The following is a 16,358-nucleotide window of genomic DNA, read 5'->3' as shown; positions in this document are numbered from 1 at the left end:
CGGTATCATCACCCCGTTGCACGCGCCGCCTTGGCTGGCGGCCGCCTCGGCCATGTCTGGCCTGTTCCGGCCGTTCCGGCCCCATCGCCTTCGAGGAATCGCATTTGGATACGCTGCTTCATTTCGTCAACCTTGTCCTGCATATCGACGCTTTCCTCGGCGATTTCATCCGGCAGTACGGTGCATGGGTCTATCTCGTGCTGTTCCTGATCGTGTTCTGCGAGACGGGCCTCGTCGTATTCCCGTTCCTGCCCGGCGATTCGCTGCTGTTCATCGGCGGCGCATTCGCGGCGACGGGCGAAATGAACGTCGGCCTGCTGATCGTGCTGCTGCTCGTCGCGGCGATTGCCGGCAACACCGTGAACTATCTGATCGGCCGCTGGGTCGGCCCGAAGGTGTTCAATACGCATATCCCGGTGCTCGAGCGGTTCCTCGATCGCGCCGCGCTGCAGAAGACCCACACGTTCTACGACAAGCACGGCGGCAAGACGATCGTGCTCGCGCGCTTCATTCCGGTCGTGCGCACGTTCGCGCCGTTCGTCGCGGGGGCGTCGTCGATGAGCGTCGCGCGCTTCCAGTTGTTCAATGTGATCGGCGCGCTGGTGTGGGTGCTGCTGCTCGTGCTGCTCGGCTATTTCTTCGGCAACATCCCGTTCATCCGCCAGTACCTGAACGTGATCGTGCTGGTCGGGATCGGCGCGGCGATCGTGCCGGTCGCGCTCGGCGCGGTGTGGAAGCTCGTGCGCGGGCGGCGCTCGGACGGGGCGCCGAAGGCGGGCGGGCGCTGACGCGGCGCGACGGGTTTCGACGCAATAAAAAAGCGTGGCGAGCGTGCCACGCTTTTTTTGTCCGTGCGGTTCGGCCGCTGCTTTCGTCACGCGTTGCGTTGAGAGACCGGGGTTTCGGGCGTCGGATAGCCGGCTTCGCGGAACGTATCGAGGATCACGCGATTGGTGTCGCAGTACACCTGCCAGTAGTGCTCCGGCTGAGTCGACGGCCGCACGAACAGCAGCGGGCCTTCCGGCGTGAACTGCAGCACGCCGACGTCCGGCGCCGGCACTTTCAGCACGTTCGGCACCAGCTGGATCTGCGTCTTCAGACGGTTGATCGCATCGGCCGCGTCCACGCTGTGCGCGATCTTCGCGGTCAGGTCGACGCGGCGATGCGGCGTCGCGCTGTAGTTCGCGATGTTGTCCGAGAAGATCTTGTTGTTGCCGACGATCGTCACGATGTTGTCGGCGGTGATGATCGTCGTGCCGAACAGGCCGAGCTCCTTCACGGTGCCCGTGACGCCGCCCGCGCTGATCACGTCGCCGATCTTGAACGGGCGCAGCACCTGCATGAACACGCCGGCGGCGAAATGCGCGAGCAGACCACCCCAGGCGGTGCCGATCGCGAGGCCGAGGCCGGCGAGCAGTGCGGCGAACGAGGTCGTCTGTACGCCGAAGATCTGCAGGATCGCGAGGATCAGCAGGATCGTCAGCAGCACGCCGACGACGGACGTCAGGTAGTCGGTGAGCGTCGGGTCGACCTTGCCGCTGCGGCGAACGACCTTGCCGAGCAGGCGGGTACCGATGCGGATCGCCCAGCGGCCGACGAACCACAACACGATGGCGGCGAGGAGGTTGAGGCCGAAGTCGAGGCCGCGGGTCATCAGGAATTGCTGGGCGGTGGCGAGATCGATCACGCGTTCTCCGAAGTCAAGGGTAAAAGGGCGGCGCATGCACCGGAATGGGAGGCGCTTTTATAACCTGACCTGTGAGCGGCGGGCAACCGGGCTGACATTGGTTGACGTAATGAAAAGCCGGCAGGACGTGGGTGCGTGCTGCTCGTTTGAAGTCCGGCCTGTCGTGGCGCGCCGGGTATAGCGTCGCTCACCGCGCTGCGCGGCCGTAGGTGTCCTCGACGCGGACGACGTCGTGCTCGCCGGGATATGTGCCCCACTGGACTTCGATCAGTTCGGGCGGAATCTTGCCGGGGTTCGTCAGCCGGTGCGTCGCGCCGCGCGGGAAGGGGGGTGACGGGTTTTCGGTCAGATCGCGTCGCGGTGGCCGACGATGGCCCGGTGCTCGCGGTGATGGGGGTTCACGACGGGCGGCCGGCGACGTTCGACGACGTGCATCAGCTGTTCAACGGCAATTTCTGCATGATCGCGTGCACGCATTCCCGCGGACCTGCTTCGCCCGTGCGCACATGCACGTCGGGCGATACCGGTTTTTCATAGGTCGATTCGATGCCGGTGAACTGCCGAAGCGTCCCTTGCCTTGCCCGCGCGTAGAGCCCTTTGGGGTCGCGCGCTTCCGCCACATCCAGCGCAACGTCGACGAAGACTTCGAAAAACATGCCCTGCGGGAAACGTGCGCGCGCTTTGGCGCGTGCCTCCCGAAACGGCGAGATCAGCGCAACGATGACGACGAGCCCGGCAGCTACCATCAGGCGCGCGACCTCGGCCGTCCGGCGAATGTTCTCGTGGCGGTCTGCGTCGCTGAACCCCAGATCCTGATTCAATCCTTCGCGAAGTTGATCGCCGTCCAGCAGAAAAGTCCGAAGGCCGCGCGCATCGAGCTGTTCCTTCAGAAGATTCGAGAGCGTCGATTTACCGGCACCGGACACACCAGTGAGCCATACCACGAAGGCATGGTCCTGCTTCATGCTGGAAAGCACGGATTGATTGCCCGTCGACATGACAGGGCGGGAATTTGGGAGATCTTGCGTCATCTCGGATTCGATGTGCCGGCAGCTGCGTCGTACTTTATTGATGCGAATTCATTCGTCGCCGAATTGTAACGGGGCCTTTAAAAATTTGTAACCTGAATATTTTGATCGGGAATAAGCGTTCGCCTTCAGGCGGCGCGACGGTGTGCGACCCTCATCTGTCCGGTAATGATTGCCGGTCCGGCGTAATAATTCGAAATAAATGTGTGTCGTCGACAGGGTTCTTGACCGTGAGTCGATTTATCGCCCGGGGTTCCGGGGCGGCATGAAGTCACAAGGGAATTAATCTTTTATTCGGCTAAAAATCGCGATAGTCGGTACAGCGCTGCTTTTGCGATGCGTCTCTGTCACTCATTATCGAATTGGGAAATTATCCGGGGGCATGTTTTCCAACCTTATTTGCCGGGCGACGCTTGGCATCCCTTCCGATTGCGTCGGCAGCGCCGAGCGCCGGCCTCCTTGAAAGCCGGATCGCCGCGATTGCCTTGTCGCGCTGAAGTATTCGCCACCTGAATACGCTGGATTGCGTCAGGAAGGCGGCACGTCACCTGTGCCGCGGTCCGAACGGACGCTGCTGCACATTGGCGCCGTGCGCGACGATCGCCATTCCCTCCGGCACTTCCTCCCACGCGCCGCGCAGGTCGACGAGCGGCTCCGACACGACCATGAACGCATCGTCGCCGGCTTCGGCGATGCGCGGGTTATGCGGATACAGTTCGTGCAGATGCTTGAACGACGTGCTGTGGAACAGCGAGCGCGATTGCCGTTCGCTCGAATAGCGCGCCGCGACGATCCGTTCGCCGTCGGTCGCGCAGATCGTCATGTTGAGCGGATCGGCGACGCGATGCCGCGCGGCGGTTTCCTCCACCACGCCGACCATCCGTTCGAGCGCCGGCAGTGGCGCCTGCTCGAGACCGTACGTCAGCGCGAGGCGAAACATCAGTTCGGAGTCGGTCGAGCCTTCGAGCGTCGGGAACAGCGCAGGATCGACCTTCATCGTCAGGTCGCGGCGCAGCTTGTGGAAGTCGCGGATCAGCCCGTTGTGCGCGAACAGCCAGCGGCCGTGGCGGAACGGATGGCAGTTGGTTTCCTGCACGGGCGTGTCGGTCGCCGCGCGAATGTGCGCGACGAACATCGGCGAGCGGATCGCACGCGCGGCCTCGCGCAGGTTGCGGTCGTTCCATGCGGGATGCACGGAGCGATAGCGGAACGGAAGTTCGTCGGGGTGCCCGTACCAGCCGATGCCGAAGCCGTCACCGTTGGTGGTCGTCGCGCCCAGCTCCGCATGCAGGCTCTGGTCGATCAGCGAATGCTTCGCGCGGAACAGCACGGTTTCCAGATGGATCGGATTACCCGTATAAGCGAGCCAGCGGCACATGGAGCGCTCCTTCACGATGTATCGTTCGCGCATGGTAGCCGACTCCGCGACGCTCACGCGTCCGCGCGAGTCGCCGACATTCGTCACACATGGCGGGCTCGGGGGCGCGATGTGCAACCGCCCGGCCAAGCGGCCGGGCGCCACGCGACGATGCGGTGCGGCACGACGCTCGTGCCGCACCGCGCGGGCTCAGTCGCCGAGCGCGTCCATCACGCGCGCCGAATAGACGAGCGCCGCGCCCGCATTCAACGCGATCGCGACGCCGAGCGCTTCCGCCACTTCCTCCTTGGTCGCGCCATGCTTGGCCGCTTCGGCCGTATGCACGGCGATACAGCCGTCGCAGCGCGTCGTGACGGCCACCGCGAGCGCGATCAGCTCGCGCGTTTTCGCGTCGAGATGGCCGGTCTTGGCGCCCGCGCCGGACAGCGCGTTGTAGCCGGCCAGCGTATCGGGCGACAGCTTGGCGATGTCGCCGATCCGCGTCGAGAGTTCCTTCCGGTATTCGTTCCAGTTCAGCATGATGCGTCCTTGTCGAGAAGAGTGAGGAGGGCGGCGGGCGCCGCGATCTCGGGCGATGCAACGCTATTCTGATCGCTCTCGATGAGGGTGTGGATACGTCAGGGTGTCGATTTTCAGCGCAATCGTCTCATGATGCATTGCGTCAACCGCGGCTCGCGCTCGCGGCGGATGCGCGGCCCGCCCGTGACGCGCGTCAAAGCTGCTACCATGCGCGAAACGCCGTTCAACGAAAACGATTTCGAACAACAAGAAAGAGAGGGCAACGCAATGAACCAGACCACCATCCAGCAACCGTCGTTCGCGTTCGTGGCCGCGTCGTGGGCCGCGCTGATCGCCGGTTTCGCGGCCTTCCTGATCGGGCTCTGGAACGCCGGCATGCAGCTCAACGAGAAGGGTTACTACTTCACCGTGCTGGTGTTCGGCCTCTATGCGGCGATCTCGCTGCAGAAGAGCGTGCGCGACCGCGCGGAAGGCATCCCCGTCACCGGCATCTACTACGGCCTCAGCTGGATCGCGCTGCTGCTGTCGATCGCGCTGCTGATCGTCGGCCTCTTCAACGCGACGCTGCAATTGAGCGAAAAGGGCTTTTACGCGATGTCGTTCGTGCTCGCGCTGTTCGGCTCGGTGGCCGTGCAGAAGAACACGCGCGACTTGCAGAACGCGAAGCCGCGCTATACCGACGCCGATTCCGCGCCGTCGATCCAGGAGTGACGGCACGCGCAGCGGGCGCCCGCCGAGGCCGCCCACTGCGCGACGATGTCCGCGGCACCCGCATTCGCCGGCGTGCCGCGGGCCCGCCGTCCTTTCGTTTTGTCCATGCCGTCGTGCATGACGATGGAGATACTCCGGATGCCGAACCTTACCGACACCGCAGCGGGGACGCGCGCGGTCGCCCGTTCCGTGGCCGCGCGGGCCGCGCTTGTGCTGGAGACCAACAACCTGCGCGGCGGCGCGGGCCTTGCGCAGGCCATCGACAGCCTGAAACGCCTCGTGGCGGTGCTGTCGAAGCAGACCGTGCCGCCGGCTGCCCTTGCGCAATGGATCATCACGCACGACGGCCTGCCCGCCGACGCGTGCGCGGAAATCGCCGCGCTGGCCGGCCGCCCGATCGACTTCGTCGAGATCGGCGCAAGCACCGGCTACTACGATGCGAAGAACGACGGCTTCGATCGCGTCGATGCCGATCGCTGCGACATCGTCGTATTCGGCGATGCCGATTGCCGGCCGGCAGACGACTGGCTCGAGCACCTGCTCGCGCCGTTCGCACGCGACGCGGGCGACGCGCCCGTCGCGGTGGCGGGGCGGACCAGCTACGCGCCCAACGTGCTCGGCATCGCGCTGACGTCGATCGATTTCATGTATTTCCCGAGCCCGCTGCGCGACGGCGCGACGCGCAACTTCTACGCGAACAACGTCGCGTTCCGGCGCGACGTGTTCGCGCGGTTCCGCTACGAGCCGCTCGACGGCGTCTATCGCGCGCATTGCCAGGTGATGGGGCTGCGGATGCAGGCGGCCGGCGTGGCCGTCGAATTCGCGCCGGCCGCGCACACCGAGCATCGGCTGCCGGACACGCATCGCGAATCGCTGAAGTTGCGCTGGATGCGCGGCGAGGACAGCGTCGGGCTGACGCCGTATTTGGTGAATGCGTACCTGCCGCGTCGATGGCAGTGGCTTGGCCGCAGCGGCCCGCTCGGCCCGTTCTGCGTGATGGCGATGCGGCTCGGCTACAGCCTGCGCGCGCTCGATCGCCAGCAGTTGCCGCCATTGGGCGCCGGTCGCTATCTCGCGGCCGTCGGCGTCACGATCGCCGCGTCGGCCGTCGATACGCTCGGCGCGCTCGCGCGCGGTTTCGGGATCACGGGACGCGCATCGGCCCGGCGCGATCTCGACGTGCTGTCCTATCACCGTCATTGAAACGGCGCCGCGCCTCGTGGCGCGGCCAACGACACTTCGATATCCCGATTCCCTTCCGACGACGACCATGCCCTCACTCGCCACCCGCGTTGCCTGTCTCGCCCTGTTTGCCGCCAGCGTGGGCGCCGATGCCGCACCGGTCGATCATGCGGGGCGCGGGGTTTATCACTTCACGTCGCAAAGCGGCTGTCCGTTCGCGAATGCGGCCGCGTCGGACTGCAATCGCGTCGCGCTCGATGCGCCCGACGCACACGCGAGCATCGATACCGATGCGCATGCGATCGTCTTCTCGAGCGATGCGAACCGCCGCACGAAGGACGTGCTCGGCGACGTGCTGCTGCAGGGCACGGGCATCGACGCCGACGGGCGGCGCGTGCCGTTGAGCGTGCACGTTCTGCTGCGTCGCGACGGCCGGAAATGGGACCGCGACGTGTACGTCCACGCTCCCGTGCACGGCAAGTTCACCGATGTGCGGATCGATCCATATCGTGTGCGCGTGAAGGACGGCGATCGCGAGCGCGACGTGCTCACGCCGGACGAAACGCTTGCGCTGTTCGCGCATCCGTCGCTCGCCTCGCGGCTGGCGCGCCATCTCGTGAAGGTGAGTGCGACCGATCCGAAGCAGCCGTTAGCGGACGACATCACGATCGCGCTCGGTGTGGGCGGCCTGACGAAGACGGTCGCGCGTGCGAGCTTCACGTCGAACGCGCCGCGCGATGCCGACGTCGATCGTGCCCTTGCGTCCGGTACGTGGTCGATCCGCTTCGATGCGCTGAGCAATCACATTCCGGTGTGGGTCGCGCAGCGCGAGCTGTTCCTGTTCGGCCTCGACGGCAGCGCACTCGTGAAGGACGTGCGCGAACGCGGCTTTCGGAAGAACGACCGGATCGAGTTCGGCGCGCGCGATGGCACCGGCTATCTGCGCGTGAATGGCCGGGAGGAAGCGTTCGCGCGCGCGGCCGTCGCGGCGCATGCATTCATGCAGGAAAGCTTCGTCGGCCTGATCCTCGGCTGGCGTCGCGATCCGGCGGCTGCCGCGGCTGCCGCGACGCAATCTTCATCGGCACGGGGCGAGCCGGCATGATCACGACACGGGCGCTGCCCACTTCGTCGCAGGCGACACACGGCGAACGCTTCGATTGTCTCGATGCGCCCGTGCCACGCGGTACGGCGCGGATACGTGCGTATCTCGTCGATCGCATCAAGCGTGCGGCGATCCGGCAACTGCATCGCAGCACGCATGGCGAGCGCTGGATGCTGCGCATGTACCTGATCGGCGAAGAAGCGACCGAGTGCGCGTTGCACGAGGACTGGGCCGGACAGCCGCCGGACTGGCTCGCGCCGCGCATCGGGCAGCATCTCGCGGACGAGCGCCGTCACGCGGCCGCATTTGCCGATGCGTTGCGCCGGCGCGGCGTCGACGTGTCGACCGGCTCGCACGAACCCGACTGGCTGAGCCGGCGCAAGATCATGCGATGGCGTCGTCTCGCGCAGCGCTACGCACCGCATTTCGCGCAAGGCGTACTCGTGCCGGCGTATGCGACCGGCCTGTGCGCGGAACAGATGGCGACGCGCGTGCTCATGCGCCACTGCGCGACGATCGGCGAAGCGCATCCGCTGTATCCGTTGCTGTCGCGCGTGCTCGCCGACGAGACGCGCCACGTCCGGCTTTGCGCCGATACGCTGCGCCGTCTCGTCGAGCCGTCCGAGGCCGCGTCGCTCGCCGCGTTGCTGGACGAGATCCGCGCGATCGAAGCCGGGTTCGGCGTGACGGGCGCGCTGGCGATGGTCGCGGCCGGCTGGCTCCAGTCGCTTCGTCCGCGCGCATGATGCCGCGCATCGTCTATCTCGCGACCGCCGACGCGCGCGGCCATCTGATGCGCGCGCAACTGCTCGTGCATGCGTTGCGCGCGGCCGGCGCGCACGTCGACGTGCTGACGACGTCCGACGCCGGCCAGGCGTTTCTCGCCGCGTTCGGCATCGACGCGCACGTATTGTCGCGGCACTACGCGGTGCAGTTCGACGAGCGGCAGAACATGCTGCGCGACGCGACCGATCGCAATGTCGCGCACTACGTGTTCAGGCCGACCCGCATGCTGCGCGACATCGTGCGGCTGCGTGCGATCGTTCGCGATGCGGATCTCGTGGTCAACGACTCGTTTCATCCGGCGTTGCTGTTCATGGGGGCGGTGCCGGGCTGGCGGCGTCGCGTCGTCCACGTGTATGGCGGCAGCCTGCGTCGTGCGTTGACCGCGAATTTCGATGCGCGGCTGCCGCGCATGCTGGCGCGCGCTTTCGCGCGGATCGTCGACTGGCAGATCGACGCGGCGCGGGCCCGTATCGAGCACGATTTCGCGTACGACTTCGCCGACGATGCGCAGCGCTTGCACCGGCATCGCCGGCTGCCGACGCCGGTGCCGATCGTCGCCGAACGGCCGGCGCACGAATGCGTAGCCGCGGCCGTTTATCTGAACCCGCACTTTCGCGACGCCGCGCTCGCCGATGCGCTGTCGGCCGGCATGCGCGACGCGGGGCTCGCCGCCCACCGCGTGGGCGAGGGCTACGCCGGACATGACGGCTGGACCGGCGTCGATGCCGACTGGCCGACGCGCGCCGCGCAAGCGTCGCTGATCGTGTCGGCGCCCGGCATGGCCGCGCTGTCGATCGCGCGCCTGTATCGCCGCCCGATCCTGCTCGTGCAGACCGATCAGCCCGAACAGGCAAGCAACGCCGCGCGCGCGGCACGGCTGCAGCTCGCGCACCGCGTGGTCACATGGCGGGGCGATGCGGCGGCATTCCGGCGCGAGGTCGGGCAGGCGTCGATCGAACTGATGCGCGATCCCGGTACGCCGGCGGGGATGCGAGCGGGCCGCGAGCATGCGCGTGCGCGTGTCGACGCGTGGACGTCGCACCTCCTCGCGCTGTGTCCGCATGCTCGAGCGGCCGACGCGGCAACCCGATGCGAGGCACCGACGCCGCGATGAAAACGCGAATGTTTCAGGACGATCGCCGGCCCGATGTTCGGCAGATGCTGGCCGCGATATTCGGCTTGATCGCGGGCCTCGCGATCTTCTTTCTGCTGGAGCGCAGCGTCACACCGCGCTACGTGCTGACCACGGCGATCGACGCGCGGATTCCGTTCATCGCATGGTCGTGGTTCGTCTATGTCGCGTTCTTTCCGTTCGTGATTGCGCTCGCCGCGTACGCGCGGCCGTCCGCGTTCGCCGCGTTCAGGGAGGCCGTGCTGATCGTGTTCGTGCTCGGCGTGGCCTGTTTCCTGATGTTTCCGGAAGCCGTGCCGCGGCCCGACATCGCGGAGATCGGCAATGCGTTCGTGCGTCGGCGTCTTGCGCGCATGTGGCAGCTCGATCTTGCGGCCAACGGCTTCCCGAGCCTGCATGTCGCGGTGACGTGTCTCGCGTGCCGGATGCTGGTGGACCGGCGCCGGATCGTCGCTGCGGCGATCGGGCTGCTGATCTGCGCGTCGACGCTGACGCTCAAGCAGCATACGGTCGCCGACGTGCTGGGTGGGTTCGTGCTCGCGGCGGTTAGTGCGCTGTGGGTCGGGCGGCGTTCGCTGCGCAGGAGGCTCGCATGACGCAGACGGACGTTCACCACGCCGGATCGAACGTCGGGCTCGCCCGGTTCGTGCCCGATCCGGGGCTGTTTCGCGTGAGCGCGGTGCGTGTCGGCATGGCGCTCGCGGGTGACTGGCTGATGATCGCCGCCGCGTTTGCCGCCGCGGTCGCGTTTGCGCATCCGCTGGCCTACGCCTGCGCGGCGATCGTGATCGCGCGCAGCCAGCTCGCGCTCGCGGTCATGATGCACGAAGGGGCGCACGGGTCGCTTGCACGGAACCGGCGCGTCAACGACGTACTCGGGCAACTGCTCGCGGCCGGTCCGCTATGGCTGTCGCTGCGCACGTATCGGGCCGGCCATCTGAAGCACCATCGCGCGCCGATGCAAGCGGACGACCCCGTCGCGCTGCTGTTCGGCGTGCACGACTATCCGGTGACGCGCGGGCGGTTGATCGTCCGCCTGCTCGCGTACGCGTGCGGGATCGGCTACGTGACGAGCGTCGTGAAGCTCGCACGCGGCGCGTTCGCGCATGCGTTGCCGAAGGCGGAAAAATCGCGTGCGTATGCGGCGTGGGAGATCGCGTCGATGTTGGCCGGCAACGGTGCGCTGTTCGGCGCGCTCGCGCTGGTCGGACATCCGCTGCTGTACGTCGCGTTGTGGATCGTGCCGTCCGTCACCTTGTTGCCGTTCGCCGGGCAGGTGCGCGCGATCTTCGAGCACGCGGGGCTGCCGGCTGGCGCCGACCAGAGCCGCAACGCGCGCACGATCGTCCGGCGTTCATGGCAGACGTTCCTGTTCGGCCCGCACGGCATTCATTTCCATATCGAACATCATTTGTTCACGCGGATGCCGTTCCATAACCTGCCGGTCGTGCATCGGCAACTCGCGCAGTTGCGGTTGCTGCCCGACGGTAATCTCTATGCGGGATATGGTGCGGTACTGCGGGACGTGAGTGCGCGGTGATCGGCGGGACCCAGGCGTGCGCGGTCGAGTGTGTGACGAGCATCGTCGAGCATTCAAGCCCGAACGACAAAGCGACAGACGCAAAAAAGCCTCCGCGAGGGAGGCTTTTCTACACTATCGAAGATAGTTGGTAGGGTGGGAGGGACTCGAACCCTCGACTCTCTGATTAAAAGTCAGATACTCTAACCAACTGAGTTACCACCCCACGTTCTTGAAACCTGTCGATTCGTTGCTTCAACAACCTGGGCAACGACCTAAAGAGCAAAAGATTATAGCGACGGGTTGCGGGACTGTCAACAACCCGTCACGATAATTATTTGATGGTTTCGAGCTTGCCCTGCGCCGTCTGCGCCGCGTTCGACCCGGCGTACTGCGACACGACCTGCTCGAACGTCTTCTTCGCGGCCGCCTTCTGGCCTTGTTCGAGCTGGTTCGTGCCGATCGCCACGAGGGCGTCGGCCGCGCGCGGGTGTTGCGGGAACTTGCTGACGATCCCTTGCCACGTCGCGGTCGAGCCGCGGTAGTCGCGCAGCGCGTATTGCGCGTTGCCGTACCAGTACTGCGCGGTCGGCTGATAGGGGCTCTGCGGATACTTCGCGATGAACGCGCGGAACGAAGCCGCCGCCGCCTTGAAGTTGCCGTTGCGGAACTGCTGCTGCGCCGCGCTGAGCGCATCCGTTTCACCCGGCTGCACCGTGCCTTCGACACCATCGATCGTCGCCTGCTGCGGCTCGAACTTCTTGAGCCGCGTGTCGAGATCCTGGTAGTACTCCTTCTGCTGCCGCTCGAGCGTCGTCAGCCGGTTCGTCAGATCCTCGTTCTCGCCGCGCAGCGTCGCGACCTGCTGGTTCAGCTGGTCGATACGGCCGGATTGATCGAGGATCGTACGCTGGGCGGCCGACAACTGGCTCGACAGGTTGTCGCTCTTGCTGCGCAGATCGAGCACGGCACGGCGCGCTTCGTTGTCGTCGAACATGCCGGCGTGCGCGGGCGCGGCGGACCACGCCGCGCCCGCGACGCAGAATGCTGCGGCAACGCGCAGCCAGGTTGAACGGTGCGTCATACGGCGATTCTTCCGTTACTTACTGTTGGTAGACGAGATCGGCGCGACGGTTCTGCGCCCACGATGCTTCGTCGTGACCCGTTGCCTGCGGCTTTTCCTTGCCGAGGCTCACGGCTTCCATTTGCGAGTCGTTCACGCCGAGCAGCGCCATCGCACGGCGCACGGCTTCCGCACGCTTCTGGCCCAGCGCGAGGTTGTACTCGCTCGTGCCGCGTTCGTCGGTGTTGCCCTGGATCAGCACGTGACGCTGCGGATGGCTCTTCAGGTACTGCGCGTGCTGCTGCATCAGCGGCTGGTACTCGTCCTTCACCGAATAGCTGTCGAAGTCGAAGTAGATGCTGCGCTTCGCGAGCGGGCTGTTCGGGTCGTTCAGCGGATCGACGTTCACTTGCGCGACGTTGTCGGCGCTCGGCTGCGTGCCGATTGCGCCCGCGTTGTTCGCCTTGTCGTCGAGCTTCACGCCCGACTTGCACGCTGCGAGCGCGCTGATCATCATCACGGCCAGGGCCAGACGAGCTTTATTCGACATCATGGTTACTCTCCTTGTGGTCATTGCATGAAGGGCCCCCACGACGGCTCGCGAACGGAGCCGCCCTGGACGGACAGGATCTGCGGCGGCGCGCTGCCGTCGGAGGGCACTGCAGCCAGCACGTTGCGGCCACCCGACTGGGTAGCGTACAGAAGGTACTGGCCGTTTGCCGCGAAGCTCGGCGATTCGTCGCGATTGGTATTCGTGATGGCGTTCGCCGCGCCAGTCTGCAGATCCTGAACGTACAGCTTGAAGCCCCCACCCGTGCGGGAGATGTAAGCGAGCAGCTTGCCGTCCGGGCTCACGCGCGGGCTCGTGTTGTAGCTGCCGGTGAAGGTCACGCGCTGCGCGGCGCCGGCGCTCTCACCCTGTGCGGGCATCCGGTAGATTTGCGGCGCGCCGCCGCGGTCGCTCGTGAAGTAGATCCAGCGGCCGTCCGGCGAGTAGAACGGTTCGGTGTCGATCGAGCTGCTCTGCGTGAGACGGCGCAGGCCGCCGCCGTTCGCGTTGACCGTATAGATTTGCGTATTGCCCGTCAGCGACAGCGCGACGGCGAGCGTGTTGCTGTCCGGCGACCACGCCGGTGCGCTGTTGTTGCCCTTCTGGTCCGAGACCATGTAGCGGCGGCCGGTCGGCAGGTCGTGGATGTAGACGATCGGCTTCTTGCGCTCGAACGACACGTACGCGACCTTCGTGCCGCTCGGCGACCAGGCCGGCGAGATGATCGGTTCGGTGCTCGACAGCGCGATGCGCGCGTTCTGGCCGTCCGAATCCGAAATCTGCAGCTGGTAGCGGTTGCCGGTCTTGATCACGTACGAAAGGCGCGTGGCGAACACGCCACGCACGCCGAGCAGCTTCTGGTAGATGTAGTCGGCGATCTTGTGGCCGGCCGTGCGCAGCGTGGTGTCGGTAGCCGTCAGCGACAGGCCGCCGAGGCTTTGCTGCTTCACGGTGTCGTACAGGATGAAGTTGACCTTGTACTGGCCGTTGGCGTCGCGGTTCACGCTGCCGGCGACGAACGCATTCGCGCCCTTGGCCTTCCATGCGCCGAGATCGACCGATGCGGTCTCGGGCACGGGCGTGCTGCCCGCGTCGATGTTGGTGAATTTGCCGCTGCGGGCGAGGTCGGCGCGCACGATCGACGTGACCTGCTGCGGCAGGTTCGCCTCGTTCGTGAAATTCGCGGTGGCAATGGGGAACTGGGTCGACCCGACGCCGGTGATCAGCACGTTGACCTGGGCGTTAGCGGCGCTGCCCGCCGTAATCAGACACGAGGCCACGAGTGCCCTGAAACCTAGCTTTGTCATCAAACTCATGCTTCTTGCTTCCCGTATGGCTTGGATCGCTGCGCAACCGCAGAGACAGTAAAAATACCCGATTCGTTCCCGTCCTACAGCGACGCTCGGAGTGTAAGCGCATTTCGTTTCACTCCGCCGCCTTGAAGGTAATCGTAATGTCGGACGGGGTCCGGCCGTTAGAATCGGGCGGCAACGGGACCGATGCGTGGATCGCATTGACCACGGCTTGGTCCCACCCCGAATTCCCGCTCGAGCGGGAGACCGATGCGCTCAATACGTCACCGGACGGCGTGCACCGAATCTTCACGACGGTGGTCAGGCCTGCCCGTTCGCCGCCCCAAACGATGTTCGGCTTGACGCGACGGCGCACCTTGTCGGCATAGCCGGGCGTCGCGGCATTGCCGCCGGAGCCCGTGCCGGTGCCGCTTTTCGCGAGGCCTTCGCCGCCGCCTTCGCCGGCGCCGGACAGCCCCTGCAACTGCGCGAGTCGTGCGCTGCGCTCGCGGTCGAGCTTCGCGTTCGCCGCCGCATTGGCCTTCGCGCGCGCCGCGGCTTCGGCCTTCGCCTTGGCCTGGGCTTCCGCCTTGGCCTTCGCGGCTGCGTCGGCCTTCGCCTTCGCCGCCTGCTGCGCTTCGAGCTGCGCCTGCTTTTGCTGCTGGAGTTTCTGCTGTTCGAGCTTCTGCTGCTCGGCGAGCTGCTGTTGCTTGAGCTTGTCGGCCTGCTTCTGTTTGTCGCGCTCCGCGGCTTTCTGGGCGGCGAGCGCGGCGGCCTGTTGCGCGGCGAGCTGCGCGCGCCGGGCTTCCTCTTGCTCCTGGGCCTTCAGTTGCTGCGCGCGGCGCTGCTGTTCGAGCTGCGCTTCGCGCGCGGCCGCTTCCTGCTGTCGCTTCTTCTGCTGCAGCGCGATGTCGGCCTGCTCGTCGCGCACCGGCGGCGGGGGCGGCGCGACCTTCGCGGGCGGCGTGGGGGTGACGACGGGCCGCGGCGCGGGGACGTCGGGCACCTCGGTCCACAGCTCGGCCTCGGCGCCGGCCGGCGTGCTGTTCTGCCACTGCACGCCGTGATAGAGGAACAGCGCGAGCAGCACGTGCATCAGCGCGGCGAGCGCGAACGCGCGCCACGTCCCGCGCTCCCGGGGAGGCTGGAGCGGGTAGGCGGACCTGCGCGTGGATTGCTGCCGGTTCATTGCGATTTGACGAGGAGGCCGACGCGCTTGACGCCGCGCGCCTTCAGATCGGACATCACGGTCATGACGGCATCGTACTGCACGGTCTTGTCGGCTGCGATCACGACCGGCTGGTCAGGATGATCGGCCTGCCGGGCCGAGATGAAGCTGTCGAGTTCGGCCTTCGTCATCGTGTCTTCCTGGGTCGCGCCCGAGTCGCCCTTGTACTTGACGCTCATCGTGCGGTCGGCCTTGATGTTGACGACGACGGGCGGCGTCTGCTCCTGCGGCGCGGCATTGCCGACGGTCGGCAGGTTGATGATCGACGGCGCGACGAGCGGTGCGGTGACCATGAAGATCACGAGCAGCACCAGCATCACGTCGATGTACGGCACGACGTTGATGTCGGCCATCGCGCGGCGCGAGCGGCCGCCGCGCATGCTGGATCGAATGGGGCTTCCTGCCATGGCGCGCTCCTTACTGGGCCTGACGCTGCAGGATGTTCGAGAACTCTTCGATGAAGGTCTCGAAGCGGATCGCGAGGCGATCGATGTCGTGCGCGTAGCGGTTGTACGCGACCACCGCCGGAATCGCGGCGAACAGGCCGATCGCGGTGGCGACGAGCGCTTCGGCGATGCCCGGCGCGACGTTCGCGAGCGTGGCCTGCTGCACGTTCGCGAGGCCGCGGAACGAGTTCATGATCCCCCAGACCGTGCCGAACAGGCCGATGTACGGGCTGACCGAGCCGACCGACGCGAGGAACGCGAGATTGGCTTCGAGCACGTCCATTTCACGCTGGAACGACGCACGCATCGCGCGGCGCGCACCGTCGAGCACGAGGCCCGGATCGCTGAGGCGCTTTTCCTTCGCCTTCAGGAATTCGCGCATCCCGGATTCGAAGATCCGCTCGAGCGCACCGATCGTATGGCGGTTGTTGGCCGCGCTTTGATACAGCGCCTGCAGGTCGCCGCCCGACCAGAAATCCTTCTCGAAGCGTTCCGTCTGTGCGCGCGCGCGGCGGATCGCGAACCACTTGCGAAAGATGAAGGTCCACGACATCAGCGACAGCAGCAGCAGCAGCCCCATCACGGCCTGGGCCAGCACGCTCGCGTTGAGGACGAGGGAAATGATCGACAGGTCTTGAACAGTATTCATAGAGGTTTGAGTAACGTCCCTTCGGGAGTGCCCGGCAAGGGCGTCCGGTGTGCGTGCGGCGCGGCGCGCCGGCCATGCCTGAC

The 16,358-nt window shown here is 66.2% G+C and carries 18 protein-coding genes, 1 tRNA gene and 1 pseudogene; 8 read left to right on the top strand and 12 right to left on the bottom strand.

Annotation, left to right across the window (positions count from 1 at the left end; translation table 11 throughout):
• Nucleotides 1-104: 104 nt before the first annotated feature.
• The gene (locus A9Z05_RS02055; RefSeq protein WP_069616675.1) at nucleotides 105-788 is read left to right on the top strand and encodes a DedA family protein; all 684 of its coding nucleotides are present in this window, start codon (nucleotides 105-107) and stop codon (nucleotides 786-788) included.
• 86 nt (nucleotides 789-874) lie between these two features.
• Here the strand turns inward: A9Z05_RS02055 and A9Z05_RS02050 are convergent, their stop codons facing one another.
• The 5 genes and pseudogenes from A9Z05_RS02050 to A9Z05_RS02035 all read right to left on the bottom strand — a co-directional run bounded on the left by A9Z05_RS02050 (nucleotide 875) and on the right by A9Z05_RS02035 (nucleotide 4,612).
• Complete coding sequence (locus A9Z05_RS02050; protein WP_069616674.1) at nucleotides 875-1,687, bottom strand: mechanosensitive ion channel family protein; 813 nt, start codon at nucleotides 1,685-1,687, stop codon at nucleotides 875-877.
• Nucleotides 1,688-1,874: 187 nt separating this feature from the next.
• A pseudogene (locus tag A9Z05_RS33900) lies at nucleotides 1,875-2,036 on the bottom strand (mannose-1-phosphate guanylyltransferase/mannose-6-phosphate isomerase); the annotation flags it as partial.
• 85 nt (nucleotides 2,037-2,121) lie between these two features.
• Nucleotides 2,122-2,685, bottom strand: a complete 564-nt coding sequence (gene cysC / locus A9Z05_RS02045; RefSeq protein WP_069616673.1) for an adenylyl-sulfate kinase — start codon at nucleotides 2,683-2,685, stop codon at nucleotides 2,122-2,124.
• 574 nt (nucleotides 2,686-3,259) lie between these two features.
• Complete coding sequence (locus A9Z05_RS02040; RefSeq protein WP_069616672.1) at nucleotides 3,260-4,093, bottom strand: class II glutamine amidotransferase; 834 nt, start codon at nucleotides 4,091-4,093, stop codon at nucleotides 3,260-3,262.
• Between the two features lie 189 nt (nucleotides 4,094-4,282).
• The gene (locus A9Z05_RS02035; RefSeq protein WP_069616671.1) at nucleotides 4,283-4,612 is read right to left on the bottom strand and encodes a carboxymuconolactone decarboxylase family protein; all 330 of its coding nucleotides are present in this window, start codon (nucleotides 4,610-4,612) and stop codon (nucleotides 4,283-4,285) included.
• A 267-nt stretch (nucleotides 4,613-4,879) separates the two neighbouring features.
• Here A9Z05_RS02035 and yiaA point away from each other — a divergent pair, with 267 nt between their 5' ends.
• The 7 genes from yiaA (at nucleotide 4,880) to A9Z05_RS02000 (ending at nucleotide 11,068) form a co-directional block, all read left to right on the top strand.
• Nucleotides 4,880-5,323, top strand: coding sequence for an inner membrane protein YiaA (yiaA, locus tag A9Z05_RS02030; RefSeq protein ID WP_050011812.1), 444 nt, complete (start codon nucleotides 4,880-4,882; stop codon nucleotides 5,321-5,323).
• Between the two features lie 138 nt (nucleotides 5,324-5,461).
• A complete protein-coding gene (locus A9Z05_RS02025; protein ID WP_069616670.1) occupies nucleotides 5,462-6,526 on the top strand; it encodes a glycosyltransferase family 2 protein in 1,065 nt (354 codons plus the stop codon).
• Nucleotides 6,527-6,593: 67 nt separating this feature from the next.
• Nucleotides 6,594-7,610 carry a hypothetical protein gene (locus A9Z05_RS02020; protein WP_069616669.1) on the top strand — a complete coding sequence of 339 codons (1,017 nt, stop codon included), beginning with the start codon at nucleotides 6,594-6,596 and terminating at the stop codon, nucleotides 7,608-7,610.
• A complete protein-coding gene (locus A9Z05_RS02015) occupies nucleotides 7,607-8,356 on the top strand; it encodes a hypothetical protein (protein WP_069616668.1) in 750 nt (249 codons plus the stop codon). Before A9Z05_RS02020 ends, A9Z05_RS02015 begins: the two co-directional genes overlap by 4 nt.
• Nucleotides 8,353-9,510 carry a hypothetical protein gene (locus A9Z05_RS02010; RefSeq protein ID WP_069616667.1) on the top strand — a complete coding sequence of 386 codons (1,158 nt, stop codon included), beginning with the start codon at nucleotides 8,353-8,355 and terminating at the stop codon, nucleotides 9,508-9,510. Before A9Z05_RS02015 ends, A9Z05_RS02010 begins: the two co-directional genes overlap by 4 nt.
• An 8-nt stretch (nucleotides 9,511-9,518) precedes the next feature.
• Nucleotides 9,519-10,124 carry a phosphatase PAP2 family protein gene (locus tag A9Z05_RS02005; protein ID WP_256121819.1) on the top strand — a complete coding sequence of 202 codons (606 nt, stop codon included), beginning with the start codon at nucleotides 9,519-9,521 and terminating at the stop codon, nucleotides 10,122-10,124.
• Nucleotides 10,121-11,068 (top strand): fatty acid desaturase family protein, encoded by a 948-nt coding sequence (locus tag A9Z05_RS02000; RefSeq protein ID WP_069616666.1) that lies wholly within the window; start codon nucleotides 10,121-10,123, stop codon nucleotides 11,066-11,068. Before A9Z05_RS02005 ends, A9Z05_RS02000 begins: the two co-directional genes overlap by 4 nt.
• A 128-nt stretch (nucleotides 11,069-11,196) precedes the next feature.
• Here A9Z05_RS02000 and A9Z05_RS01995 read toward each other — a convergent pair.
• From A9Z05_RS01995 to tolQ, 7 genes are all read right to left on the bottom strand, one after another.
• A tRNA-Lys gene (locus A9Z05_RS01995) sits at nucleotides 11,197-11,273 on the bottom strand.
• Nucleotides 11,274-11,381: 108 nt separating this feature from the next.
• On the bottom strand, nucleotides 11,382-12,131 hold the full coding sequence (gene ybgF / locus A9Z05_RS01990; protein WP_006484965.1) for a tol-pal system protein YbgF: 750 nt from the start codon (nucleotides 12,129-12,131) through the stop codon (nucleotides 11,382-11,384).
• Between the two features lie 19 nt (nucleotides 12,132-12,150).
• The gene (pal, locus tag A9Z05_RS01985) at nucleotides 12,151-12,663 is read right to left on the bottom strand and encodes a peptidoglycan-associated lipoprotein Pal (RefSeq protein WP_050011745.1); all 513 of its coding nucleotides are present in this window, start codon (nucleotides 12,661-12,663) and stop codon (nucleotides 12,151-12,153) included.
• Between the two features lie 17 nt (nucleotides 12,664-12,680).
• The gene (tolB, locus tag A9Z05_RS01980; RefSeq protein ID WP_059574261.1) at nucleotides 12,681-13,976 is read right to left on the bottom strand and encodes a Tol-Pal system beta propeller repeat protein TolB; all 1,296 of its coding nucleotides are present in this window, start codon (nucleotides 13,974-13,976) and stop codon (nucleotides 12,681-12,683) included.
• A 109-nt stretch (nucleotides 13,977-14,085) separates the two neighbouring features.
• Nucleotides 14,086-15,141 (bottom strand): cell envelope integrity protein TolA, encoded by a 1,056-nt coding sequence (gene tolA, locus A9Z05_RS01975; RefSeq protein WP_069616665.1) that lies wholly within the window; start codon nucleotides 15,139-15,141, stop codon nucleotides 14,086-14,088.
• Nucleotides 15,138-15,587, bottom strand: a complete 450-nt coding sequence (gene tolR, locus A9Z05_RS01970; RefSeq protein WP_006484943.1) for a protein TolR — start codon at nucleotides 15,585-15,587, stop codon at nucleotides 15,138-15,140. The genes tolA and tolR overlap by 4 nt, the downstream gene beginning before the upstream one ends.
• A gap of 10 nt (nucleotides 15,588-15,597) precedes the next feature.
• Entirely contained in the window at nucleotides 15,598-16,275 is a 678-nt protein-coding gene (tolQ, locus tag A9Z05_RS01965; protein WP_006476795.1) for a protein TolQ, read from the bottom strand.
• Nucleotides 16,276-16,358: the final 83 nt, after the last annotated feature.

This window comes from Burkholderia sp. A2 (assembly GCF_001729305.1).
GTDB lineage: Bacteria > Pseudomonadota > Gammaproteobacteria > Burkholderiales > Burkholderiaceae > Burkholderia > Burkholderia sola.
This window is presented reverse-complemented; position numbering and strand designations above follow the sequence as displayed.